Below are 23,925 nucleotides of genomic sequence, written 5' to 3'. Positions count from 1 at the left end.
TTCGACGGTCGGGGGCTCCCTCACGTCCGACAGGGCTTCCGGCGGCCGGGGGACACGGTGTTCACTGGGCGCATGCGAGCCATCTGGAAGGGCGCGATCACCTTCGGCCTGGTCAACGTGCCGGTGAAGATCTACAGCGCGACCGAGGACCACGACATCCCGCTGCACCAGGTCCACGACAAGGACGGCGGACGGATCCGGTATCAGCGCAAGTGCGAGATCTGCGGCGAGGTCGTCACCTTCGACCACATCGACAAGGCCTACGACGACGGCGAGCGCACCGTGGTCCTGTCCAAGGACGAGCTCAAGGCGCTGCCGGAGGAGCGCGACCGCGAGATCGACGTCGTGCAGTTCGTGCCCAGCGAGCAGGTCGACCCGATCATGTTCGACCGCGCCTACATCCTGGAGCCCGACTCCTCCTCCCCCAAGGCCTACGTCCTGCTGCGCCGCACCCTCGAGCAGACGGACCGCACCGCGATCGTCGAGTTCGCGCTGCGGCAGAAGACCCGCCTCGCCGCGCTGCGCGTGCGCGGCAAGCTTCTGATGCTGCAGACCCTGCTCTGGGCGGACGAGGTACGGGAGGTCGAGTTCCCGTCGCTGGAGGGCAGCACCCGGATCGCGGCGCGCGAGCTCGAGATGTCGGCGCACCTGGTCGACTCCTACTCCGAGGACTTCGACGCCGCGAAGTTCCACGACGCGTACCAGGAGGAGCTGCGCACGCTGATCGACGCCAAGATCGAGCAGGGCGACGCCCTCGACACCGCCGCGACCTTCGGCGAGGCGCCGGAGGAGGAGGGCGGCGGCGAGGTACTCGACCTGATGGAGGCGCTCAAGCGCTCGGTCGAGCGCAGCCGCGGGGCGAAGGGGACGCCGGCGGAGGAGGCTCCCGCCGAGAAGAAGGCCGCGACGAAGCCCGCCCCGAAGAAGGCGGCGAAGGCTCCGGCGACGACCGCCGCGAAGAAGAAGCCCGCGGCGAAGAAGGCCGACACGGAGAAGGGCGCCGACGCGCCTGCGAAGAAGCGGACCCCGAAGAAGACCACGGCGGCGGAGAAGGCGGCGTCCTAGCCCCGCCGGATGCGGAGGGTCGGGGTCGGACGGAGTCTCAGGCCCGCTCGGCCGCCCGGTCGGGCTCGTCGGCCGCGTCCAGCTCGTCCACGTCGTCGAGGTCGACCGCGACCGAGCTGACCAGCGCGAGCAGCGCCTCCGCGTAGGCGTTCTCGGCCGCCGCGTCCTCGAAGGTCCGCGCCCGGCCGCCGAGCTCGACCTCGACGGCGAACCGCGTCTCCGGCTCGGCGAGGCGACGGAGGGAGCGGAAGGTCCCGCGGAGGAGCTCGCGCAGCTGGTCCTCCCGCGGCAGCCAGAGCGAGTCCTCCAGGGAGACGGAGTCGAGCGCCCATTCCGTGGTGCCGTTGAAGCCGAGGACGGTCCCGCTCGGGTACTCGTGCGCCTCGATGGTCATGTCGCTGACGGTGAAGACGTCGCCGTCGAAGCCCTCCCGCTCGATGCGGAAGCGGTCACCGGTGCGGGGCGTCCAGCGCACGCCCGCCGTGCGCAGGGCACGGGCCAGCTCGAAGGAGATCATCCGACGAGTGTGGCCCGCGAAGCCGCGAACGCGCCGCGAGCGGCACCCGCGCGCCCCGATGTCGGTGGATGAGTTTACGTTCATGAAACGTCCGGTTCACAGGCCGGGCACCCGCACTGCATAGCGTGACCATGCGTGCCCCTTCCGGGGGTGCGCTGGCCGCGCCGCGTGGCGACGACGCTGCGACCGCTCTTCCGAGCGGCGATCGAGAGGACCACCATGCCCGACTCTCCCACCCCGCCCGACCGCCGCCGGAGGCGCGGGCTCGGCCTGGCGGCCCTGACCGGACTGGCCCTGGCGGCCGCTCCGCTGGTCGCGACCTCCGCCGCGGCCGCGCCCTCGGGCGACGAGCTCGTCATCAGCGAGGTCTTCGCCCGCGGAGGCTCCGCCGGTGCCGCGTTCAGCAACCGCTACGTGGAGCTCTACAACCCCACCGCCGCCGAGATCGCCCTCGGCGGCCTCTCGATCCAGTACCGCTCGGCGACCGGCACCGCGAACCCCACCACGACCGTGCCGCTCACCGGCTCGGTGCCCGCCGGCGGCCACTTCCTGCTCGCCGGCGCCAGCAACGGCACCAACGGCGCGGCCCTGCCGACGCCCGACCAGAGCGCGAACGGCCTCAACATGGCCGCCGCGGGCGGCACCCTCTTCCTCGTCGACGGGACCTCGGCGCTCGTGGCGCCGCCCACCGGCGCCGCCGCCCAGCCGGACGCGGTGATCGACCTCGTCGGCTACGGCACCTCGAACACCTTCGAGTCGTCCGTCGCCACGGTGCCCTCCCTCACCCAGACGATCGCCCGCGCGGACACCGCCACCGGCGACACCGACGTCAACTCGGCCGACTTCGCGCTCGGCGCACCGACCCCGCAGGCCGCGGGCGGAGGATCCGAGCCCGAGCCCACGACGCCGCCGACGACGACCCCGCCGACCACTCCCCCGACGACCCCTCCGGCCGAGATCCCGGCCGTCTCCATCGCGGAGATCCAGGGCACCGGCGACGCGTCGCCGCTCGTCGGCAGCACCGTCACCACCTCCGGCGTCGTCACCGCCCGCTACCCGTCCGGCGGCTACAACGGCTACGTCATCCAGACCCCCGGCACCGGCGGCGAGAGCTCGCGCACGGCCTCCGACGCCGTCTTCGTCTTCTCCTCCGCCTCCGTCGGGTCGGTCGCGATCGGCGACCACCTGCGCATCACCGGCGAGGTGAGCGAGTACAACGGCCTGACCGAGCTCACCCCGACCTCGGCCGCGACCGTCGTCAAGCTCGACGCCGCCGCTGCAGCGCCGGTCCCTGCCGCTGTCGCGCTCCCCCGCACCGCCGCCGAGCGCGAGGTGCTCGAGAGCATGCTGATCGCTCCGCAGGGCGCCTACACCGTCACCGACACCTTCGACCTGAACAGCTTCGGCTCGGTCGGCCTCGCCGCCGGCACGTCCCCGCTGCTCACGCCGACCGAGGTCGCCCGCCCCGGCTCACCGGAGCTCGCCGCCGTCGTCGCCGACAACGCCGCCCGCGCGATCACGCTCGACGACGGCGCGTCGATCAACTTCCTCGGCGCCGCCGCGAACAAGGCGATCCCGCTGCCCTATCTCACCCCCACCGCGCCGATCCGCGTGGGTGCTCCGGCGACCTTCGCCCGCCCCGTCGTCCTCGACTACCGCAACGGCGGCTGGGCCTTCCAGCCCACCACGCAGCTGACCGTCGAGAACGCCGGCGACGTGCAGCCCGCGACCTTCGCCAACACCCGGACCGCGAAGCCCGAGGCCGTCGGCGGCGACCTCTCGATCGCGTCCTTCAACGTGCTCAACTACTTCTCCACCACCGGCGACTCGATCACCGGCTGCACCTTCTACACCGACCGCGACGGCGACCCCGTCACGGTCAACAGCGGCTGCGACGCCCGCGGCGCGGCGAACGCCGACGACCTCGAGCGCCAGCAGGCCAAGATCGTGACCGCGATCAACACCCTCGGCGCGGGCGTCGTCTCGCTCGAGGAGATCGAGAACTCGGCCAAGTTCGGCAAGCCGCGCGACGAGGCCCTCGCCACCCTGACCGCCGCGCTGAACACGGCGGCCGGCTCCGAGGTCTGGGCCTACGTCCCCTCCCCCGCAGCGCTCCCCGCGCTCGCGGACGAGGACGTCATCCGCACCGCCTTCATCTACAAGAAGGCCGTCATCGAGCCGGTCGGCGAGTCCGTCGTGCTCAACGACACGGTGAACTTCTCGAACGCCCGCAAGCCCCTCGCCCAGGAGTTCCGCCTCCTCGGCGACGGCGCCAGCGAGTTCGTCGCGATCGTGAACCACTTCAAGTCGAAGGGCTCCGGATCCGGCGCCGACGCCGACCAGGGCGACGGCCAGGGCGCCTCGAACGCCTCGCGCGTGAAGCAGGCGACCGCCCTCGTCGCCTTCGCCGACCGCCTCCGCACCGAGAAGGCCACCGAGCTCGTCTACCTGCTGGGCGACTTCAACGCCTACTCGAAGGAGGACCCGGTGAAGGTGATCACCGACGCCGGCTACATCGACCAGGGTGCGAAGGACGGCAAGTACTCGTACTCGTTCGACGGCGCGGTCGGCTCGCTGGACCACGTCTTCGCCTCGCCCGCGGCCGACAGGACGGTCACCGGGGTCGACACCTGGAACATCAACAGCGGCGAGTCCGTGGCACTGGAGTACAGCCGCTACGACTACAACGCGACGATCTTCTACGACACCTCGGCGTACCGCTCCAGCGACCACGACCCGGTCGTCGTCGGCCTCGACCTGCCCGAGACCCGGACGGACCCGGAGCCCGAGCCCGTCACGGTCATCGACGTCGCGACCACCGCCTCCACCAAGCGCCTCGCCGTCGTGCGGACGCTGACGGTGTCGGCGGTTAACAACGGCGACGAGACGGTCTCGATCGAGATCTCGACGGCGTACGGCAGCAAGACGAAGAAGACGGTCAAGCCCGGCCAGTCGTTCACGGTCAAGACCGTGACCGTCTTCAAGCCCATCAAGGCCGGCACGGCGACCATCGAGGTCACCGCGCCCGACGGCACCGAGCGCGTCTACAAGCAGGCGTACCGCGGCGCCTGATCCCGCGCGACCCCTGACCTCGACGAGCTCCGGCTCCTAGAGTTCGGGGATGCCCGAGGGAGACAGTGTGCACCGTCTCGCCGCCCGCCTCAGGCGGGCGGCGGACGGTCGCACCGTCCTCGAGGGCGAGCTGCGCTCCGGGGACGCGGCCGGCACCTCCCTCGCCGGGCTGAGGATCCTCGAGCACGACACCCACGGCAAGCACCTCCTCACCCGCTTCTCCGGCGGAACGACCCTGCACACCCACCTGCGGATGCAGGGCTCCTGGACCGTGACCGCTCCCGGCCGAGCGGTCCCCCGCTCGGTGCAGAAGGACGTCCGCGTCCGCCTCCGCCTCGACGACGACTCGACCGTGTGGGGCATCGACCTCCCGGTCGTCGAGCTCCTCGCCACCCGCGACGAGCCGCGCGCCGTCGGGCACCTCGGGCCCGACCCGCTCCGCGCGGACTGGGACGCCGACGAGGCCGTCCGGCGCCTCTCCCGCCTCCCGGACCGGCCCGTCGTCGCCGCACTCCTCGACCAGCGCTGCCTCGCGGGTCTCGGCAACCTCTGGGCCAACGAGGTCTGCTTCCTCCGCGGGGTCTGGCCCTGGCGGCCGATCGGCTCCCTCGACGTCCGCGCCCTCGTGGCGACCGCGGCGAGAGGCCTCCGCGCCTCCGTCACGATCCCGGGGATGTTCCAGACCACCACCGGTGACACCCGCCGCGGCGAGCGGCACTGGGTCGCGGGGCGCGCCGGGCGCCCGTGCCTGCGCTGCGGCACGACGGTGCTCGTCCGCGACGAGGTCCGCGACGACCCCGAGCAGCGCCGCACCTGGTGGTGCCCGCACTGCCAGCCGGAGCAGGCGGCCGCCCCCTGAGCCCGCGTACCGCCGCCTCAAGCCCGCGTACCGCTGCCGACGGCCCGTGCGTAGGCTGGCCGCATGACGAACGAGTGGGGAACTCCGGATCCGTCCGCCCGGCGAGACCGGTCCGCGGAGGTCGTCCCGGCGGCCGCCTCCGGCGAGGAGGTGGAGACCGCCCGCGTCGAGGACGCCGAGCGCGCGCTCGCCGTGCGCGAGGTCAAGCGGCGCCGCGACTTCCTGGGATCGCTCGGCGGATGGGCGAGCGTCTCGGCGATCACGACCGCCGTCTGGGTCGGCACAGGGGCCGACGGCTACTTCTGGCCGATCTGGCCGATGATCGGGATCGGGATCGGCGTCGTCGGCCAGGCCGCGTCGATCTGGGGTCCCGCCCGCAAGGAGATCACCGAGGCGGACATCGCCGCCGAAATGCAGCGCCGGGAGAAGCGCGGCCGCTGATCAGTCCAGGCGGCCGACCGAGGTGACGCGGACGACGGCCGCACCCTGCTCGTCCGACTCGGCGAGGTCGACGGTCGCCGAGATCCCCCAGTCGTGGTCGCCGGCCGGATCGTCGAGGATCTGCCGCACGAGCCACTGCGTCGGCTCCTCCGTGACGAGCAGCATCTTCGGCCCCCGGGCGTCGGGCCCGATGCCGATGCTGTCGTGCTCGTCGTAGTAGTCGTCCAGCGCGGCGCCCCACGCGTCGGCGTCGAAGCCGGCGGCGGCGTCGAGCTCGCCGAGCGCCTCGTGGTCGTCGAGGGCGGCGAGGGTCACCCGGCGGAACATCTCGTTGCGCACCAGCACGCGGAAGGCGCGGTGGTTCGCGGTGAGGCGGCGCGGAGCGGGCGGCACGATCGCCTGGTCCGCCGCGTGGAGCGCCGGATTGACCAGCTCCTCCCACTCGTCGACCAGCGAGGAGTCGACCTGGCGCACGAGCTCGCCCAGCCACTCGATCAGGTCGTGCAGCTCCTCGTTCTTCTGCTCGTCGGGGATGGTCTGCCGGGCCGCGCGGAACGCGTCGGACAGGTAGCGCAGCACCAGTCCCTCCGAGCGGGAGAGCTTGTAGAACGCGGTGTACTCGCCGAAGGACATCGCCCGCTCGTACATGTCGCGCACGACCGACTTCGGCGAGAGCTCGAAGTCCTTCACCCACGGCTGCGCCGCGGTGTAGGTCTCGAAGGTCGCCTCGAGGAGCTCCTCGAGCGGCTTGGGGTGCGTGACGGACTCGAGCAGCTCCATCCGCTCCTCGTACTCGATCCCCTCGGCCTTCATCGCGGCGACGGCCTCGCCGCGGGCCTGGAACTGCTGGGCCCCCAGGATCGGGCGCGGGTCGTCGAGGGTCGCCTCGAGCACCGAGATCACGTCGAGCGCGAAGCTCGGAGACTCCGGGTCGAGAACGTCGAACACGGCCAGCGCGAACGGCGAGAGCGGCTGGTTGAGCGCGAAGTTCGGCTGCAGATCGACGGTCAGGCGGATGCGGGTCACGCCGTCGGCGCCGACGCTCTGCTCGACCACTCCTGCCTCCCGCAGCGTCCGGTAGATGCCGAGCGCCCGGCGGGCGAGCTGCAGCTGCCGCTTCCACGGCTCGTGGTTGTCGAAGATCAGGGCGTGCACGTTCGCGTAGGCGTCGCCGCCGCGGGCGATCACGTTCAGCAGCATCGCCGAGGTGATCGTCATGTGCGAGGTCAGCGTCTCGGGCTCGGCGTCGACGAGCTTGCGGAAGCTCGGCTCGCCCCAGCTGACGAAGCCCTGCGGCGCGCGCTTGGCGACCCACTTCCTCCGCTTCTTCGGGTCGTCGCCCATCTTGTCGAGAGCCTTCCGGTTCTCGGACTCGTGCTCGGGGGCCTGCACGACCACGGTCCCGGCGGTGTCGTACCCGGCGCGACCGGCGCGGCCGGCGATCTGGTGGAACTCGCGGGCCGAGAGCTGGCGGGTCCGGGTGCCGTCGTACTTGGTCAGCGCGGTGAGCAGCACGGTGCGGATGGGGACGTTGATGCCGACGCCGAGGGTGTCCGTGCCGCAGATCACGCGCAGCATGCCCTGCTGGGCGAGCTGCTCGACCAGGCGGCGGTACTTCGGCAGCATGCCCGCGTGGTGCACGCCGATCCCCAGCCGGAGCAGCCGGGAGAGGGTCTTGCCGAACGCGGTGGTGAAGCGGAAGCCGCCGATCACCTCGGCGATGCGGTCGCGGTGCTCGCGGGTGGCGATGTTCGCGCTGGTGAGCGCCTGCGCGCGCTCGAGAGCGGCCGCCTGCGAGAAGTGCACGACGTAGACCGGCGACTGGTTCGTCGAGAGCAGCTCCTCGATGGAGTCGTGGATCGGAGCGATCTCGTAGAAGTAGTGCAGCGGCACCGGGCGCTCCACGCCGGTGACCCGGGCGGTCTCCCGGCCCGTGCGGCGGCTGAGGTCGGCGGCGAGCGCCGTCACGTCGCCGAGGGTGGCCGACATCAGCACGAACTGCACGTGAGGGAGGGTGAGCAGCGGCACCTGCCAGGCCCAGCCGCGGGCCGGGTCCGCGTAGAAGTGGAACTCGTCCATAACGACCTGGTCGACCGGGGTGTCCTCGCCGTGCCGGAGCGCGAGGTTCGCGAGGATCTCGGCCGTGCAGCAGATGATCGGCGCGTCGGCGTTCACCGAGGAGTCGCCGGTGACCATCCCGACGTTGGAGGCGCCGAAGACGTCGACCAGCGCGAAGAACTTCTCGGAGACGAGCGCCTTGATCGGTGCCGTGTAGAAGCTGCGGCGCCCGGAGGCGAGCGCCGCGGCGTGCGCGCCGATCGCGACGAGCGACTTCCCGGTGCCGGTGGGCGTCGAGAGGATCAGGTTGGAGCCGGAGGCGATCTCGAGCATGGACTCGTCCTGCGCCGGGTAGAGCGGGAGGCCGCGCGACTCCGCCCACTCGGTGAAGGCCAGGTAGACCGCGTCGTCGTCGACGCGCCCGTCCGCGTCGGGCGTCGGCATCCGGTCGAGCAGCGTCGAGGTCATCCCCCCATCCTCCCAGCCCGCGGCCCGTCGCTCAGGTGCGATCCGTCACGGACGGCCCGTGCGCCCCCGCGTCACGGGCCGCGGGTGACGGATCGGTCCGCCGGAGCGAGGGCCCCGTCGACGAGTCCGACGACGCGGTCGGCATCGGCCAGCACGGAGGGGTCGTGCGAGACGCAGACCACGGTCGCGCCGCGGTCCGCCTCCGCGCGCAGGACCGACCGGATCCGCTCCGCGCTCGCCGAGTCGAGGCCGGTGGTGGGCTCGTCCAGGAGCAGCAGGCCGGCCCCGCGGGCGAGCCCCTGGGCGAGGAGCGCCCGCTGCCGCTGACCGCCGGAGAGCACCGCGAAGGGCTCCCGGGCGAGCGCGACGATCTCCATCCGCTCGAGCGCGGTGGCGATCGCGTCCGCCGCGCGCGCGTCGCTGCGGCGGAGGCGGCCGAGCCGACCCCAGGTGCCCACCGCGACCACGTCGCGCACCGTCACCGGGAGGCGGTCCGGGATCGACGCCCGCTGCGGCACGAAGGCGATCGCTCCGGTGACGTCCCGCGTGCCGGACGTCAGTGGACGCACTCCCGCGATCACCTCCAGGAGCGTCGACTTGCCGGCGCCGTTCGGCCCGGCGATCACGGTGAGCGAGCGCGCGGCGACGTCGAGATCGACCCCCGCGAGAGCGCGGCGGGAGCCGAAGTCGACGTGAGCGCCTCGGAGGCGGACCGGGGGCTCGGGCAGGGGTGAGACGTCCATCCCGACGAGCGTACAGGAGTGATAACTGTTCTCATTATCGTGTACGGTCGGGCACCATGCCCAGCCTCCTCGCCGGAATCCTCGAGCCGTTCGCTCTCGACTTCCTCCAGCGCGCCCTCCTCGGCGGCGTCCTCGTCGCGGTCCTCTGCGGCGTCGTCGGCACCTGGGTGGTCCTCCGCGGGATGGCCTTCCTCGGCGAGGCGCTCGCCCACGGGATGCTCCCCGGCGTCGCCCTCGCGACGGTGCTCGGCGCGCCCGTCCTCGTGGGCGGCGCAGCCAGCGCGGTGCTGATGAGCCTCGGCATCGCGGCCCTGCAGCGGCGCGGACGACTGTCCTACGACACCAGCATCGGCCTGCTCTTCGTCGCCATGCTGGCGCTGGGGGTCATCGTGATCTCGCACTCGGGCAGCTTCGCCACGGACGCGACCTCGATCCTCTTCGGCGACATCCTCGCGATCACTCCCGTCGACATCGGGCTGCTCGCCGCCGCCGCCGGAGTCGGCCTCCTCGTCGCAGCGGCCTTCCACCGCCCGCTCGTCGCCCTGGCGCTGGATCCGCGCATCGCCGCGGTGCTCGGCCTCGGTCCGCGCTCGGCTCAGGCCGCGCTGGTCGGCCTGGTGACCCTCGCCGTCGTCGCCTCCTACCAGGCGGTCGGCTCGCTCCTCGTCGTCGGGCTCCTGCTGGCTCCCGCGGTGGCCGCCGGGCACTGGACCACCCGCATCCCGACCCGGATGCTGCTCGCGTCGATCCTCGGCGCGGCCTCCGTGCTCGTCGGCCTGCTCGTCTCCTGGCACGCGGCCACGGCCGCGGGCGCCTCGGTCGCCGGCACGGCCATCGCGGTCGCCGCGGTGTCCTGGGCGGTCCGCTCGGCCGCGTCGGCCCTCGCGTCCCGGTCGGGCCCTCAGCCGGTCGCCGCATGAGGCCCTGCCGGCACCGCTCCTCCCCCGCTCACCCTCGAAAGGACTCCGTGCACTCCCGAACCACCGCCTCCACCGTCCTCCTGGGCGCTCTCGCGCTGGGCCTGGCCGCCTGCTCGACCGATGCCTCCGCGCCGGCCGCGGACGACACGGGCTCCGGCCACGGCGCCGTCGCGAACGCCGCCGAGCTCGCCGAGCCGCGCCTGGGGCTGACGACGATCGACCCGTCGGGCGCCGTGTCGCACCTCGACCTCCTCGACGAGACGGTCACCGGCCTCGGCACCATCGGCGCACCGAGCGCGATGACGACCGACGGCCGCTACCTCTTCGCCCAGACCGATGCGGGCGTCGAGATCGTCGACAGCGGCGTGTGGACCTGGGACCACGTGGACCACTTCCACTACTACCGCGCGGACCCCCGCCTGATCGGCACGGTCGAGGGCTCCGGGACGGCCGTCGTCGCCACGACGAACCTCTCGACCACCGGCGGAACCGGACTCTTCTTCCCCGACACCGGCGAGGCGGTCCTCCTCGACACCGAGGCGCTGTCGAAGGGCGCGATCGTCGAGCGGTTCCGGAAGGACGTCGAGCCCGGACCCGGGATGGTCGTGCCCGTCGGCTCGTCCGCACTGGTGACCGAGGGGTCCGGATCCGGAGCGGCCGTCGCCGGCTACGACTCGGACGGCGAGCCGACGGGCCTCCGCGAGGCCTGCCCCGACCCCGCCGGGACGATCACCACCCGCGTCGGCGCCGTCATCGGCTGCTCCGACGGCGCACTCCTGGCGTCGATCGAGGACGAGGAGCTCATCGTCGAGCGGATCCCCTACCCCGCCGGCACCACCGCGCCACCCGCCGCCTCCTTCGACAACCGCGAGGGCCGCCCCACGGTCGCCGGCCTCGCCGGGGACGCGGGCATCTGGCTCCTCGACACCCGGGAGCGCTCCTGGAGCCTCCTCCCCTCTCCCGCCCCGCTGGCGCAGGTCACCGCGGTGGACGACGCGGACGAGACCGTCCTCGCCCTCGCCGCCGACGGCCGCGTGCTGGTGCTCGACGGCTCCGACGGTGCGGTCCTCGCCGAGACCGCGCCACTCGTCGCGGACACGACCGCGGACGGCTCGCGGCCCGTCCTGATCGCCGACCAGCAGCGGGCCTACCTCAGCGCGCCCGCCGAGCGGAAGCTGCACGAGATCGACTACGCGGACGGCGCGCGCCTCGCCCGCACCTTCGAGACCGCCACCGAGCCGGCCTTCACGGCGGAGACGGGCCGATGAGGCGCCGCTGGGCCGTCGCGTCCGCCGCGGCGGTCCTGCTCCTGTCGGGCTGCACGTCCGCGGAGGAGGACGAGAGGCCCCTCGTCATCGTCTCCACCAACATCCTCGGCGACGTCGTGGGCGAGCTCGTCGGCGACGAGGCGCAGGTCGTCACGCTGATGAAGCCCGACGCCGACCCGCACTCGTTCGAGATCTCGGCGCAGGAAGCGGCGCGCCTGCGCTCCGCCGACCTCGTCGTCTCGAACGGGCTCGGACTCGAGGAGGGCCTGCAGCAGCACCTCGACGAGGCCTCCGGTGAGGACGTCCCCGCGTTCGTCGCCGGCGACGCCGTCGACGTCCTCGACTACAGCGAGGGCGACGCGGAGGGGAGCCCGGACTCGCACTTCTGGACGGACCCCGGCCGGATGATCGACGTCGTCGACTCCCTCGGGCCCGTGCTCGCCGCGCTCGACGGCGTCGATCCGGCCGCCGTCCGGGACCGGACGGCCGGCTACCGCGCCGAGCTCGAGCGGCTCGACTCCGAGATGGCCGCGGCGTTCGCCGCGATCCCCGCCGAGCGCCGCGCCCTCGTCACCAACCACCACGTCTTCGGGTACCTCGCCGACCGCTTCGACTTCGACGTCGTCGGCGCCGTCATCCCGGGAGGCACGACCCTCGCGGCGCCGTCCGCCTCCGACCTCGCCGATCTCGTCGACGCGGTCGAGCAGACCGGCGTCCCCACGATCTTCGCGGAGTCCTCGTCTCCCGACCGCCTGGTCCAGGCGCTCGCGAGCGAGGCCGACATCCGCGTGGAGGTGGTCGAGCTGTTCACGGAGTCCCTGACGGGGCCCGAGGGCGGCGCTCCCGACTACCTCGCCATGATGCGCGTCAACACGCAGCGCATCGCCACCGGGCTCTCCCCGTGAGCCCTCCGATCCACCACCAGGAAGAAGAAGCACCCATGCAGAATCAGCACGTCCGGCGGGCGGGCCTCGGCCTGATCGCCGCCTGCTCGATCACGGTCCTCGCGGCCTGCTCGTCGAGCTCGACCCCGGCCGCCGAGTCCTCCGCGTCCACCGCGCCGGCCACCGAGGCCGCGGCGGCCGCCGGCGCCCGCGTCGCCGTCGCCTACGAGGGCGGCATCCTCGTCCTCGACGGCGAGACCCTCGAGACCGTCGCGGACCTGGACTCCGAGGAGTTCACCCGCCTCAACCCCGCCGGCGACGACCGCCACGTCATGGTCACCATGAGCGAGGGGTTCCAGCTCCTCGACACCGCCGCCGGCACCAGCGGCGAGCCGGAGCTGACGGACATCGTCTTCCCCGCGGACACCCCGGGCCACGTCGTCCGGCACGCCGGGAAGACCGTCCTCTACGCCGACGGCACGAGCGACACGACCGTCCTCGAGACCGCCGACCTGGCGTCCTCGGACGGGATGCCCGGGACCGAGACCATCCCGGGAGTCGAGGCGCACCACGGCGTCTCTATCGTCCTCGAGGACGGCACCTTCCTCACCACGGTCGGTGACGCCGACGGGCGCACCGGCATCGAGGTGCGCGACGCCTCCGGCGCTGTGACGGCCACGAACGACCAGTGCCCCGGTGTCCACGGAGAGGGCACGGCCGAGAACGAGGTCGTCGTCTTCGGCTGCGAGAACGGCGCCCTGGTCTACGACGGCGGCGAGATCACGAAGCTCGAGGCGCCGGACCAGCCGTACGGCCGCATGGGCAACGCCTGGGTCAGCGAGACCAGCCCGATCATCGTCGGCGACTACAAGGACGACCGCGACGCCGAGGGCTACCTCCTGCACCGCGTGGCGCTGATCGACACCGAGGCGAAGACCCTCGACGTCGTCGACCTGCCCGAGGGCGTCGAGTACACCTTCCGCGGCGTCGCCCGCGGCCCCGACGACCTGGCGTACATGATCGCCTCGGACGGCGCGGTCCACGTCCTCGACCCCGAGACCGGCGAGCTGACCGCCTCCTACCCCGTCGTCGACGCCTGGGAGAGCCCGGTCGAGTGGCAGGACCCGCACCCCGCGATCACGGTCGCCGGGGACATCGCCTACGTGACCGACCCGGCCGCCGACAGCATCCACGCCGTCGACCTCACCACGGGAGAGGTCGTCGCCACGGGCGAGCTCGACGTCACGCCGAACGAGATCGCCGTCGCCGCGAGCTGACCATCGGCACGGAGGAGGGGCGCGGGGCCGTGGGCTCCGCGCCCCTCCTGTTCACCTCGAGGGGCCAGGATCTCCGCATGACGACCGACTTCGATCTCGACCAGGTGGTGCGCGACGTGACCGCGAACGTGCGCAAGAAGTTCCCCGACCACTCCGAGGAGCAGGTCGCGCCGCTCGTGCGCGAGGAGCTCGCGGACCTGCAGGACCGGCCCGTGCAGGACTACCTGACGGTGCTCACGGAGCGAGCGGTCAAGCGCCGCCTCAAGCGCGAGGCGCGCGGGGAGTAGACCGGGTCAGGCGAGCGCCCGCTCGATCGACGCCCGCAGCGCCGGAGCCGGCCGGAGCGCACCCGCCTCCTCCGCTTCGAGGAGCGCCTGCGCGTCCGCCGGGCTGTGCTCGCGGTACCAGCGGTCGACCGGGACGCCGTGCCCGGGCCGGCTCAGCACCTCGACGGCGTCGCCCGCCTCCACCGATCCGCGGTGCAGCACCCGCAGGTACGCGCCGGTACGCCCCTCGTCGGCGAAGCGCTTCACCCACTGGTGCTCTCCGAGGGCCCGCTGGAACGTCGCACACGGCGTCCGCGGCATCGTCACCTCGACCTCGACCGCCTCGCCGATCCGCCAGCGCTCGCCGATCACGGCTCCGCTCACGTCGAGGCCCGCGATCCGCAGGTTCTCGCCGAACATCCCCGCGGCCACCGGCCGCCCCAGGCGCTCCGCCCACCAGAGCGCGTCCTCGTCGGAGTAGGCGTAGAGCGCCTTGTCGAGGCCGCCGTGGTGCGCGCGATCGGCCTGCACGTCGCCGTAGAGGCCCAAGTCGCGCACTCCGACGGGACCCTCGACCGGCCGCTTGTCGATCGCGGTCACGCCGACCGTGCCGGAGTCGGGCAGGAGGCGGGCGACGCGGCACACGGCGAGCAGGCGGGGCATGCCGCCATGGTGCCAGCACTAGGCTCGCCGCGTGCGCGACGCGACCGCTCCTCCCCGGCTCGACCCCCTCCTCCTCGACGGCCTCGCCGAGGGGTACGCCGGGGACACGGGCGCCCGGGAGCACGCCGAAGGACTGCGCTTCGCCGGCACCGACCTCACCGGCGCCGATCTCACCGCGGCCTCCTTCAGCGAGTGCGTGCTGGAGGGAGTGGTCCTGGACGGCGCCCAGCTGCGGGCCGCGTCGATCGCGGAGTCGCGGCTCGAGCGGCTGGACGTCCCCGGGCTCTCGGCGCCGCGGAGCCGGCTCCGATCCGTCGAGCTGCTCGCCTCGCGGCTGGGCTCGGCCGAGCTCTACGAGAGCACCTGGGAGCAGGTGCGCGTGGCCGACTGCAAGCTCGGCTACCTGAACCTCCGCGGAGCCGCGGTGCGCGACGTGCTGCTCGAGCGCTGCACGATCGACGAGCTCGACCTGGCGGGTGCGACCGGCACGCGGCTGCGCCTGGTCGACTGCGACGTCCGCTCCCTCGATCTCTCCCGGGCCCGGATCGAGCACCTCGATCTGCGCGGCGCCGAGCTGCACGTGCTCACCGGGCTGGACGGCCTCCGCGGCGCCACCCTCTCCGAGCTGCAGCTCAGCCTGCTGCTGCCGCTGTTCGCGGAGCACTTCGGGGTGCGGGTGGGCTGAGCCGCCGGTCCGCCTAGCGCCGGCGGGCGATCAGCCGCGTCAGAGCGCGGCGGCCGAGGAGGAACACGGCCAGCACGACGGCCGTCACGATCACGAAGCTCCACTGCACGCCCTGCCCGGAGGCGATCCGCAGGAGCATCCCGCCCGCGACGGTCACCGCCCAGACGACGAGCCCGGCGGGCACGATCCGGTCCGGGGAGCGCCACGAGCGCGTGACGACCCAGCCGAGCAGGAGCGCCGCCAGGAACGGCCAGAGCGTGGTGAGCAGGCCGATCAGCGCCGACCCCTCGTCGTGGCTCCCGCGGCCGATCAGCACGAAGACCAGGACGAGCACGGCGTCGAGGGCGAGGCCGAGGCCCGCGTGCCGGGTCATGCGGGCTCCGTCACGAAGTCGATGAGCTGCTCGACCCGGCCCAGCAGCGCCGGCTCCAGGTCCTGGAAGGTGCGCACCCGGCCGAGGATGCGCTGCCAGGCGCGCGCGATGTCGGCCTGCTCCTCGTGCGGCCAGCCGAGCGCCTCGCAGATCCCGTGCTTCCACTCGGTTCCGCGAGGGATCTCGGGCCAGCGCTCCAGGCCGATCCGGCCGGGCTTCACGGCCTGCCAGACGTCGATGTAGGGGTGGCCGACGACGAGGACGTGGGCGCCGTGCGGACCGGCGGCGACCTGCTCGGCGATCCGCGACTCCTTCGAGCCGCGCACCAGGTGGTCGACGAGCACGCCGATGCGGCGCCCCGGACCGGGCCGGAACTCGCGCACCAGCTCGTCGAGGTTGTCGACGCCCTCGATGTACTCGACGACGACGCCCTCGACCCGCAGGTCGTGGCCCCAGACCTTCTCGACCAGCTCGGCGTCGTGCCGGCCCTCGACGTAGATGCGGCTGGGCAGGGCGACCCGCGCCTTCGCGTCGGCGACGTGGAAGGAGCCGGAGGCGGAGCGCGCGCGACCGAGGCCGGCGTCGCGCTTCAGCCCGGGCGCCTTGAGCGACACGGGCTTCCCCTCGAGGAGGAACCCGGGCCCCAGCGGGAACACGCGGACCTTGCCGAACCGGTCCTCCAGCCGCACCATCCGCAGCTCCACGCCGAGCACGGCACCCACGAAGCCGGAGGCGACCTCCTCGACCACCAGATCGCGCTCGGCCTCGACCACCGCCACCTCGACCCTGCCGCGGGCGCGCCAGTCGCCGGCGAGCACGTCCTGCCCGTACCTGTCCTCGTCCATCGCACCGAGGGTAGCCGGAGGCGCGCGGGGCGCCGCGCGGACACGGCGCATGCGCCTCTGCTTACATGAGCAGATGACCGAGGACCTCGAACCCGCCGCCGAGCTCTTCAAGGTGCTGTCCTCCTCCTCCCGGCTGCGCCTGCTCCGGGCCCTCGCCGAGGAGACGTCGACGGTCGGGCGGCTGGCCGAGGTGACCGGGCTCTCGCAGCCGCTGGTCTCGCAGCACCTGCGGATGCTCCGCACCGCCGGGCTGGTCGCGGTCGAGCGCGTGGGCCGCGAGGCGCACTACTCCGTCGCCGACACCCACGTCACGCACATCGTCGACGACGCTGTCCGGCACGCCCTGGAGGGGTGACCTCCGTCCTTGTCGGGAACGATGATCGCTCTCGATTAGGCGCATCCATTGCAATGCGTTTATGGATCTGGTCGACTGGAGCCCGTCGCGTCCGCGGCCCCCGCATCCGGAAAGGCAGCACCATGAGCACCACCGATCGCCACGCCGAGCACCCCGTCACCGAGCACGGGCACGGCGAGGGCTGCGGCCACCCGGCCGTGCAGCACGAGGACCACGTCGACTACGTCCACGGCACGCACCACCACGCCCTGCACGGCGACCACTACGACGAGCACGAGTCGGAGGCCGAGCACTCGACCGCCGACCACGAGCACGGCGACGCCTGCGGCCACGAGACCGTGCAGCACGACGACCACGTGGACTTCGTCCACGACGGCCACAAGCACGCCGCTCACGCCGGCCACTACGACGAGCACTGAGGCCGTGCGCGACGGGAGGGCTCGCACCCTCCCGTCGGCGCTCAGCCCTGACGGGCCTTGAAGCGCGGGTTCAGCTTGTTGATCACGAAGACGCGGCCCCGGCGGCGGACCACCTGCGAGCCGGGCTGCGCCTTCATCGACCTGAGGGAGTTGCGGACCTTCACGGATGCTCCTGTCGTTAATGAGAACTGTTATCGATAGAGTAGCGGTCCATGGAGCCCCACCACCCCGCACCCCCCGTCCTCGCCGTCACCCTCGTCAGCGCGACCGACCCCCAGGACGCCGGGCGGACCGCCGCACTCCTCGCCGGCAGGCCCGAGTCCCGGATCGCCTTCGAGGTCGATCCGCCCGGCGCCGACGGTCCCGCTCTCGCCGAGGAGCTCCACCGGCGCCTCGCGGCCGACGCCGACGACGGCCACCGCGGTCACACGGTCGTCGCCCTCGATGGCCAGGCCGACCCGCTCGAGATCGGACTCGTGCTCGAGCACCTCTGCGCGCAGCGGCATCCCGCCGACACCCGCATCGCGATCCTCGACGTGGTCGCCGTGACGTCGACGGAGGAGATCCTGCGCGTGCTCTGCGGCGGCGCGGGCCCCTCCTTCGACTCGGCGGAGCGCCTCGCCGCCCGCCTGGAGTTCTCGAGCCTCGTCGCCCTCGCCGAGCCCCTCTCCGAGAGCGACCCCGAGCGGACCGCACTCGTCCGCGACCTCCTGCGAGCACTCGCCCCCACCGCCGATCTCCTCCCCGCCGGTGAGCTCCCGGCGGCGCCACGGAGGCTCCACCCCCGGCGCGCGCACGCGATCGCCTCCTCGATGGGCTGGCAGTGCGCCCTCAACGGGACCTCGCGGCGCCGCGCCTCGGGCACGACCGTCGAGGAGTTCGTGTTCCGCGATCCGCTGCCCTTCCACCCCGGCCGCCTGAGCACGGCGGTCCACGGGGAGCTGGTGGCGGAGAAGGTGGGCCGCATCCTCCGCTCGCGCGGCCTGGTGCGCCTGGCGACGCGCGCCGACCGGGTCGGCTCGTGGTCGGTCGCCGGCGACGTGCTGACGCTGGACCCGACCAGCCTGCTCAGCTGGGACGAGGATGCGCCTCTCGGCCAGGAGCTCGCCTTCTTCGGGACGGGCCTGGACACCGTGAGGCTGACCGCCGTCCTGCAGAGCTGCCTGCTCACCCCCGAGGAGCTGCTGGCCGGCCCCGCCGCCTGGGCGGAGTACGCGGACCCCTTCCCGCGCTGGGTGGACGAGCACCGGCACTGAGCCGGGCGTGCTTTGCCGCGCGGGACTCGACGAGCGCGACCCGGCCCCTGCGTCCGAGCGCCGCCCGCCCGCGCCAGCCGACCGTGCGCCGGGAGTGTGACGCGCGGAGGCTCCCGCCGGGCGGCGGGTGGGTAGGCTGACCGGACAGCACGTGCTCCGGGGTCGGTGGGAATTCCGAACCGGCGGTCACAGTCCGCGAGCCGCAGCCCCTCGAGAGGGGCGGCGGTTGACCTGGTGGAACTCCAGGACCGACGGTGAAAGTCCGGAGGAGAGGCAGCACGAGCGTCGCGCATCACCGCGCGATGCTGAGCGACGGTGCCCGCGCACCGTCGATCGAGACCCCGGAGTTCGGCGACGAACGGAAGAACCGGGAATGACGATCGACTACGAGCACGCGATGCGCTGGGCGCTGGCGCTCGCCGAGCGCGGGCCCGCCCGCGGACCCAACCCGCGCGTGGGCTGCGTGATCCTCGCGCCCGACGGCACCGTCCTCGGCGAGGGCTGGCACCACGGAGCCGGCACCGCGCACGCCGAGGTCGACGCCCTGTCGCACGTCGCGGCGGGCGCCGCCGAGGGCGCGACGGCCGTCGTCTCGCTCGAGCCGTGCGACCACACCGGGCGCACGGGTCCCTGCAGCCGCGCCCTGATCGAGGCGGGCGTCTCCCGCGTCGTCTACGCCGTGCCGGACCCGGGCGAGCGCTCGGCCGGCGGCGGTCGCACCCTCCGCGAGGCCGGCGTCGAGGTGATCGAGGGCGTGCTCGCCGAGGAGGGAGAGCAGTTCCTCCACCCGTGGCTCACCGCGACCCGCCTGCACCGCCCCTTCGTCACGCTCAAGTGGGCCTCGACCCTCGACGGCCGCACCGCGGCGGCGGACGGCAGCAGCCGCTGGATCACCGGAGCGGCGGCCCGGCAGCGCGTGCACGAGCAGCGTGCCGCGCACGACGCGATCCTCGTCGGCACCGGGACCGTCCTCGCCGACGATCCCGCGCTCACCGCCCGCGGCGACGGAGGCGAGCTCCTCGCCCACCAGCCGGTGCCCGTCGTCGTCGGCATGCGCCCCGTGCCGCCGGGCGCCCGCCTGCACGAGCACCCCCGCGCCGTCGTGGTCGAGCGCACCCGCGACCTCGCCGCGGTCCTCGCGCACCTCTACTCCGCCGAGATCCGCAGCGTCTACGTCGAGGCCGGACCGACCCTCGCCTCCGCGCTCGTCGCCGCCGGACTGGTCGACGAGTACCTCGTGTTCCTCGCGCCCGCGCTCCTCGGCGGCCCCCGCCTCGCGCTCGGCGACCTCGGCGTGGAGAGCATCGGCGGGGCCCGGCGCCTCTCCCTCCGCTCGGTCGAGATCCTCGGCGACGACCTCCTCGTGACCGCGCGCCCCGACGTCCTCCCCGCGGGCGGTGCCGGCACCCCGGCCCGCCTCCCCCACGCCCTGCAGATGGAGACCCACTGATGTTCACCGGAATCATCGAGGAGAAGGGCGTCGTGACCGCCGTCGAGGCGGGCGCCGACGCGATCCGCCTCAGCATCCGCGGGCCCCTCGCCGTCGAGGGCGTGCGGCACGGCGACTCGATCGCGGTCTCGGGCGTCTGCCTCACCGTGGTCGAGCACACCGACCAGGGCTTCACCGCCGACGTCATGGCGCAGACCCTGCGGATGTCGACCCTCGACACCGTGGGCGTCGGCGACCCCGTGAACCTCGAGCGCGCCGCGCTGGTCGGCGACCGGCTCGGCGGCCACATCGTCCAGGGCCACATCGACGGCACGGCGACGCTGCTCGCGATCGCACCGGGCGAGGCCTGGCGGGTGCTGCGGTTCTCGCTGCCGACGGAGATCGCCCCGCTCGTCGTCGACAAGGGCTCGATCGCGGTCGACGGCGTCTCGCTGACCGTCTCGGCGATCAGCCCCGCCGCCGAGCCGGAGCAGTGGTTCGAGGTCTCGCTGATCCCCGAGACGCTCGCCGTCACCACGCTGGGCGCGCGCGCGATCGGCGATCACGTCAACATCGAGACCGACCTCCTGGCCCGCCACGTCGAGCGGATGCTCGCGCTGCGCTCGATCGCGGAGGCCCGCTCATGAGCCTCGCCACCATCCCCGAGGCCGTCGAGGCGCTGCGCGCCGGGCGCCCGATCATCGTCGCGGACGACGAGGGCCGCGAGAACGAGGGCGACGTCATCGTCTCGGCCCAGCTCGCCAGCCAGGAGACGATCGCCTGGATGGTCCGCCACTCCTCCGGGTTCATCTGCGCGCCGATGACCAACGAGATCGCCGACCGCCTCGCCCTGCCGCTGATGGTGGTCGAGAACGAGGACCCGCGCGGCACCGCCTACACGCTGTCCGTCGACGCGGCCGACCGGCTCTCCACCGGCATCAGCGCCTCCGACCGCGCGCACACCCTCCGCGTGCTGGCCGACCCCGAGGCGACCCCGTCCCGCCTGAACCGCCCCGGCCACATCCTGCCGCTGCGCGCCGTCGACGGCGGCGTGCGCGAGCGCGACGGGCACACGGAGGCGGCGGTCGACCTGATGAAGCTCGCCGGCCTGTACCCCGTGGGCGCGATCTCCGAGATCGTCGCCGAGGACGGCGAGATGATGCGGCTGCCCGGGCTGATCGCTCTCGGCGAGCGCGAGGGCGTGCCGGTGACCACGGTCGCGGCCCTCATCGCGTACCTGCAGGAGTTCCACTGCGACGCGGAGGTGCCCGTCACGGTCGCGGTCCCGGAGAGCGCGCGGGTGAGCTTCGAGGTCGAGACCACGGTGCCGACCACCCACGGCCCGTTCCGCATCCGCGCCTACCGCGACCGGCAGACCGGAGCGGATCACGTCGCGATCCTCGCGGGAGAGGTCGCCGCGGGGCGGCCCGCCCTGGTGCGCGTGCACTCCGAGTGCCTGACCGGCGAGGCGTTCGGCTCGCTGAAGTGCGAGTGCGGACCCCAGCTCGACGCCGCCCTCGACACGATCCAGCGGGACGGCGGCGTCGTCGTCTACCTCCGCGGGCACGAGGGCCGGGGCATCGGCCTGATCAACAAGCTGCGCGCTTACCGCCTGCAGGAGGACGGACTCGACACCCTCGACGCGAACCTCGCCCTCGGGCTCCCCGCCGACGCGCGGGACTACGGAGCGGCGGTCGGGATCCTCGAGGACCTCGGCCTCACCGAGGTGCGCCTGCTCACCAACAACCCCGAGAAGGTCCGCCAGCTCACCGACCGCGGCATCGTCGTCGCCGAGCGCGTGCCGCTCGTCGTCGGGGTCGGCGCCTTCAACGAGGGCTACCTCGAGACCAAGCGCGACCGCATGGGCCACACCCTCGACAGCGTCCTCGACCACGACCCCCTCGACGCCGGGATCTCCGGCCTCGCCCTCGACGCCGGGATCGCCGGCGCCACCACGAAGGAGTAGCAATGGCCGGTAGCGGCGCCCCCACCACCTCCCCTCTCGACGGCGCGGGACTGCGCGTCGTCGTCATCGCGGGGACCTGGCACGAGCAGATCAGCGACGGTCTGATCGCCGGAGCGGGCCGAGCCCTCGACGAGGCCGGAGCGTCCTGGTCGCTCGTGCGCGTGCCCGGCTCGTTCGAGCTGCCCGTCGCCTCGAAGGCGGCCCTGGAGGCGGGGGCCGACGCGGTCGTCGCCCTCGGCGTGATCATCCGCGGCGGCACCCCGCACTTCGAGTACGTCTCGGACGCCGCCACCTCCGGGCTCACCACCGTCTCGATCCTGACGGGCAAGCCGGTCGGCTTCGGCGTGCTCACCCTCGACACCGAGCAGCAGGGCATCGATCGCGCGGGCCTTCCCGGCTCGAAGGAGGACAAGGGGCGCGAGGCGGCCGAGGCGGCGGTCTCGACCGCTCTGCTCCTCCGCTCGCTGCGGAGCTGAACCACTGCGGGCGGCCCCCGTCCTGGGGCCGCCCGCACACGAACCTGGGAGAACACGGAGTAAAGTGGTCGGGTCGTCACGAGCGACCCCTCTCTCCTCCCCCTCGCCCCAGCGGTCCGCGACGCCCGATCGACGCCCCGCCCCGCCGGCTCAGGGGGAGTCGCCGTCCACACGGAGCCCCTCCCTCATGTCCTCTCCCGCCGTCTCCGACGCGCCAGCAGCCGCCCCGCAGAACTCCCGCGGCCGCGTCATCCTCGCCAGCCTCATCGGCACCTCGATCGAGTTCTACGACTTCTACGCCTACGCGACCGCCGCCGTCCTGGTCTTCCCGTCGCTCTTCTTCGTCAACGAGGACCCGGCCACGGCCCTCCTCGCCTCCTTCGCCGTCTTCGGCGTCGCGTTCATCGCGCGCCCGATCGGGTCGATCATCTTCGGCCACTTCGGCGACCGCGTCGGCCGCAAGGGCACCCTCGTCGCCTCGCTGCTCACCATGGGCGTCGCGACCTTCCTGATCGGCTGCCTGCCCACCGCGCTCACGCCCGGCTGGGAGTTCCTCGCTCCGTTCCTGCTCGTCGTGATGCGCTTCTGCCAGGGCCTCGGCCTCGGCGGCGAGTGGTCCGGAGCCGCGCTGCTCGCGACCGAGAACGCACCGGCCGGCAAGCGCGCCATCTACGGCACCTTCCCGCAGCTGGGCGCACCGATCGGCTTCATCGTCGCCAACGTCCTGTTCCTGGTGCTCGCGAGCACGATGAGCGACGAGACGTTCGCGGCCTGGGGCTGGCGCGTGCCGTTCCTGGCGAGCGCCGTGCTCGTGATCATCGGGCTCTACGTGCGGTTCAAGCTCGTCGAGACGCCCGCGTTCCAGAAGGTCGTCGAGAAGGGCGAGGTCGCCAAGCTGCCCCTCGCCCGCGTCTTCGTCACCAGCTGGCGCCCGCTCATCCTGGGCACCTTCATCATGCTGGCGACCTACGTGCTCTTCTACCTCATGACCACGTTCACGCTGACCTACGGCACCTCGCCCGTCGACGGCGCGGTTCCGGGCCTCGGCTACACGCGCAACGACTTCCTCGTCATGCTGATCGTCGGCGTCGTGTTCTTCGGGATCTTCACGCTCGTCTCCGGCCCGCTCGCGGAGCGCTTCGGCCGCCGGCGCACGCTGCTCGTGGTGACCGCGGCGATCCTCGTCTTCGGCCTGCTCTTCGTGCCCCTGTTCAGCGCCGGCTTCGCGGGCGTCATGGCGGTCCTGATCCTCGGCTTCACGCTGATGGGCCTGACCTTCGGCCCGATGGGCGCCGTCCTCCCCGAGCTGTTCCCGACCAACGTCCGCTACACCGGCTCGGCGATGGCGTACAACCTCGCATCGATCCTCGGAGCGGCCCTCGCGCCGATCATCGCGGTCGCGCTGTGGAGGGCGGCGGGCGGCAGCACCGTGCTGGTCGGCCTCTACCTCAGCGCCGCGGCCGTGCTGACGCTGATCGCGCTCCTGCTCTCCAAGGAGACGAAGAACGCGTCGTACCACGACAACGTCTCGTAGGACTCCCTGCAGAGGACGGCCCGACGGGATCCCCCGGCGGGCCGTCCGCGTCTCCGCTCCCTCCCTGAGCACCGGGCCCGCCCTCT

25 protein-coding genes and 1 riboswitch are annotated in these 23,925 nt (G+C 73.1%); of the genes, 18 read left to right on the top strand and 7 right to left on the bottom strand.

Translation table 11 applies throughout. The annotated features are described in order from the left end of the window. Positions 1-72 precede the first annotated feature (72 nt). Positions 73-1,065, top strand: a complete 993-nt coding sequence (locus C5B98_RS11245) for a Ku protein (protein WP_104327809.1) — start codon at positions 73-75, stop codon at positions 1,063-1,065. Positions 1,066-1,102: 37 nt separating this feature from the next. Here C5B98_RS11245 and C5B98_RS11240 read toward each other — a convergent pair whose 3' ends face one another. Beyond that, positions 1,103-1,582, bottom strand: a complete 480-nt coding sequence (locus C5B98_RS11240) for a pilus assembly protein CpaE (RefSeq protein WP_244229602.1) — start codon at positions 1,580-1,582, stop codon at positions 1,103-1,105. Between the two features lie 219 nt (positions 1,583-1,801). On the opposite strand from C5B98_RS11240, the gene C5B98_RS11235 reads away from it, so the two are divergent. The 3 genes from C5B98_RS11235 (at position 1,802) to C5B98_RS11225 (ending at position 5,954) form a co-directional block, all read left to right on the top strand. Next, entirely contained in the window at positions 1,802-4,654 is a 2,853-nt protein-coding gene (locus C5B98_RS11235) for an ExeM/NucH family extracellular endonuclease (protein ID WP_104327808.1), read from the top strand. Between the two features lie 49 nt (positions 4,655-4,703). Then, positions 4,704-5,513, top strand: a complete 810-nt coding sequence (locus C5B98_RS11230) for a DNA-formamidopyrimidine glycosylase family protein (protein ID WP_104222261.1) — start codon at positions 4,704-4,706, stop codon at positions 5,511-5,513. Between the two features lie 63 nt (positions 5,514-5,576). Beyond that, positions 5,577-5,954, top strand: coding sequence for a 2TM domain-containing protein (locus tag C5B98_RS11225; RefSeq protein ID WP_104272851.1), 378 nt, complete (start codon positions 5,577-5,579; stop codon positions 5,952-5,954). Here C5B98_RS11225 and C5B98_RS11220 read toward each other — a convergent pair whose 3' ends face one another. Continuing rightward, positions 5,955-8,480, bottom strand: a complete 2,526-nt coding sequence (locus C5B98_RS11220; RefSeq protein ID WP_104327807.1) for an RNA helicase — start codon at positions 8,478-8,480, stop codon at positions 5,955-5,957. Between the two features lie 71 nt (positions 8,481-8,551). Continuing rightward, entirely contained in the window at positions 8,552-9,223 is a 672-nt protein-coding gene (gene aztA / locus C5B98_RS11215; RefSeq protein ID WP_104327806.1) for a zinc ABC transporter ATP-binding protein AztA, read from the bottom strand. A 56-nt stretch (positions 9,224-9,279) separates the two neighbouring features. On the opposite strand from aztA, the gene aztB reads away from it, so the two are divergent. From aztB to C5B98_RS11190, 5 genes are all read left to right on the top strand, one after another. Next, positions 9,280-10,143, top strand: a complete 864-nt coding sequence (gene aztB / locus C5B98_RS11210) for a zinc ABC transporter permease AztB (protein WP_104283876.1) — start codon at positions 9,280-9,282, stop codon at positions 10,141-10,143. Between the two features lie 47 nt (positions 10,144-10,190). Beyond that, the gene (locus C5B98_RS11205; protein WP_104327805.1) at positions 10,191-11,411 is read left to right on the top strand and encodes an ABC transporter; all 1,221 of its coding nucleotides are present in this window, start codon (positions 10,191-10,193) and stop codon (positions 11,409-11,411) included. Then, on the top strand, positions 11,408-12,316 hold the full coding sequence (aztC, locus tag C5B98_RS11200; protein WP_104267523.1) for a zinc ABC transporter substrate-binding protein AztC: 909 nt from the start codon (positions 11,408-11,410) through the stop codon (positions 12,314-12,316). Before C5B98_RS11205 ends, aztC begins: the two co-directional genes overlap by 4 nt. 35 nt (positions 12,317-12,351) lie before the next feature. Then, positions 12,352-13,572 (top strand): zinc metallochaperone AztD, encoded by a 1,221-nt coding sequence (gene aztD / locus C5B98_RS11195; protein WP_104327804.1) that lies wholly within the window; start codon positions 12,352-12,354, stop codon positions 13,570-13,572. Between the two features lie 77 nt (positions 13,573-13,649). Then, positions 13,650-13,859 carry a three-helix bundle dimerization domain-containing protein gene (locus tag C5B98_RS11190; RefSeq protein ID WP_104262881.1) on the top strand — a complete coding sequence of 70 codons (210 nt, stop codon included), beginning with the start codon at positions 13,650-13,652 and terminating at the stop codon, positions 13,857-13,859. 6 nt (positions 13,860-13,865) lie between these two features. On the opposite strand, the gene C5B98_RS11185 is transcribed toward C5B98_RS11190, so the two are convergent. Continuing rightward, positions 13,866-14,501 carry an MOSC domain-containing protein gene (locus tag C5B98_RS11185; RefSeq protein ID WP_104327803.1) on the bottom strand — a complete coding sequence of 212 codons (636 nt, stop codon included), beginning with the start codon at positions 14,499-14,501 and terminating at the stop codon, positions 13,866-13,868. A 31-nt stretch (positions 14,502-14,532) separates the two neighbouring features. Between C5B98_RS11185 and C5B98_RS11180 the strand changes: the two genes are divergently transcribed. Next, the gene (locus C5B98_RS11180) at positions 14,533-15,186 is read left to right on the top strand and encodes a pentapeptide repeat-containing protein (RefSeq protein WP_104233714.1); all 654 of its coding nucleotides are present in this window, start codon (positions 14,533-14,535) and stop codon (positions 15,184-15,186) included. Between the two features lie 13 nt (positions 15,187-15,199). Here the strand turns inward: C5B98_RS11180 and C5B98_RS11175 are convergent, their stop codons facing one another. Together C5B98_RS11175 and C5B98_RS11170 are read right to left on the bottom strand one after the other, a co-directional pair. Next, positions 15,200-15,559 carry a DUF3054 domain-containing protein gene (locus tag C5B98_RS11175; protein ID WP_104233715.1) on the bottom strand — a complete coding sequence of 120 codons (360 nt, stop codon included), beginning with the start codon at positions 15,557-15,559 and terminating at the stop codon, positions 15,200-15,202. Beyond that, the gene (locus C5B98_RS11170; protein WP_104226898.1) at positions 15,556-16,404 is read right to left on the bottom strand and encodes a DUF3097 domain-containing protein; all 849 of its coding nucleotides are present in this window, start codon (positions 16,402-16,404) and stop codon (positions 15,556-15,558) included. Before C5B98_RS11170 ends, C5B98_RS11175 begins: the two co-directional genes overlap by 4 nt. A 73-nt stretch (positions 16,405-16,477) precedes the next feature. Between C5B98_RS11170 and C5B98_RS11165 the strand changes: the two genes are divergently transcribed. Together C5B98_RS11165 and C5B98_RS17305 are read left to right on the top strand one after the other, a co-directional pair. After that, positions 16,478-16,759, top strand: a complete 282-nt coding sequence (locus tag C5B98_RS11165) for a helix-turn-helix transcriptional regulator (protein WP_104222235.1) — start codon at positions 16,478-16,480, stop codon at positions 16,757-16,759. 122 nt (positions 16,760-16,881) lie between these two features. Beyond that, on the top strand, positions 16,882-17,178 hold the full coding sequence (locus tag C5B98_RS17305; RefSeq protein ID WP_104327802.1) for a hypothetical protein: 297 nt from the start codon (positions 16,882-16,884) through the stop codon (positions 17,176-17,178). A gap of 41 nt (positions 17,179-17,219) precedes the next feature. Here the strand turns inward: C5B98_RS17305 and ykgO are convergent, their stop codons facing one another. Further along, a complete protein-coding gene (ykgO, locus tag C5B98_RS11155) occupies positions 17,220-17,342 on the bottom strand; it encodes a type B 50S ribosomal protein L36 (RefSeq protein ID WP_104226896.1) in 123 nt (40 codons plus the stop codon). A gap of 48 nt (positions 17,343-17,390) precedes the next feature. Here ykgO and C5B98_RS11150 point away from each other — a divergent pair, with 48 nt between their 5' ends. From C5B98_RS11150 to C5B98_RS11125, 6 genes are all read left to right on the top strand, one after another. Next, positions 17,391-18,434, top strand: coding sequence for a GTP-binding protein (locus tag C5B98_RS11150; protein ID WP_104327801.1), 1,044 nt, complete (start codon positions 17,391-17,393; stop codon positions 18,432-18,434). 149 nt (positions 18,435-18,583) lie between these two features. Further along, a riboswitch (FMN riboswitch) is annotated at positions 18,584-18,716 on the top strand. A 91-nt stretch (positions 18,717-18,807) separates the two neighbouring features. Next, positions 18,808-19,884, top strand: a complete 1,077-nt coding sequence (gene ribD / locus C5B98_RS11145) for a bifunctional diaminohydroxyphosphoribosylaminopyrimidine deaminase/5-amino-6-(5-phosphoribosylamino)uracil reductase RibD (protein ID WP_258063500.1) — start codon at positions 18,808-18,810, stop codon at positions 19,882-19,884. Further along, positions 19,884-20,510 (top strand): riboflavin synthase, encoded by a 627-nt coding sequence (locus C5B98_RS11140; protein ID WP_104327800.1) that lies wholly within the window; start codon positions 19,884-19,886, stop codon positions 20,508-20,510. Before ribD ends, C5B98_RS11140 begins: the two co-directional genes overlap by 1 nt. After that, positions 20,507-21,829 carry a GTP cyclohydrolase II gene (ribA, locus tag C5B98_RS11135; protein WP_104222225.1) on the top strand — a complete coding sequence of 441 codons (1,323 nt, stop codon included), beginning with the start codon at positions 20,507-20,509 and terminating at the stop codon, positions 21,827-21,829. The genes C5B98_RS11140 and ribA overlap by 4 nt, the downstream gene beginning before the upstream one ends. 2 nt (positions 21,830-21,831) lie before the next feature. Beyond that, the gene (gene ribH / locus C5B98_RS11130) at positions 21,832-22,305 is read left to right on the top strand and encodes a 6,7-dimethyl-8-ribityllumazine synthase (protein WP_104222223.1); all 474 of its coding nucleotides are present in this window, start codon (positions 21,832-21,834) and stop codon (positions 22,303-22,305) included. 187 nt (positions 22,306-22,492) lie between these two features. Then, entirely contained in the window at positions 22,493-23,839 is a 1,347-nt protein-coding gene (locus C5B98_RS11125; protein ID WP_104222221.1) for an MFS transporter, read from the top strand. The last annotated feature ends 86 nt before the right edge of the window (positions 23,840-23,925 follow it).

The sequence above is a fragment of the Rathayibacter sp. AY1A5 genome, assembly GCF_002930875.1.
Taxonomy (GTDB): domain Bacteria; phylum Actinomycetota; class Actinomycetes; order Actinomycetales; family Microbacteriaceae; genus Rathayibacter.
This window is presented reverse-complemented; position numbering and strand designations above follow the sequence as displayed.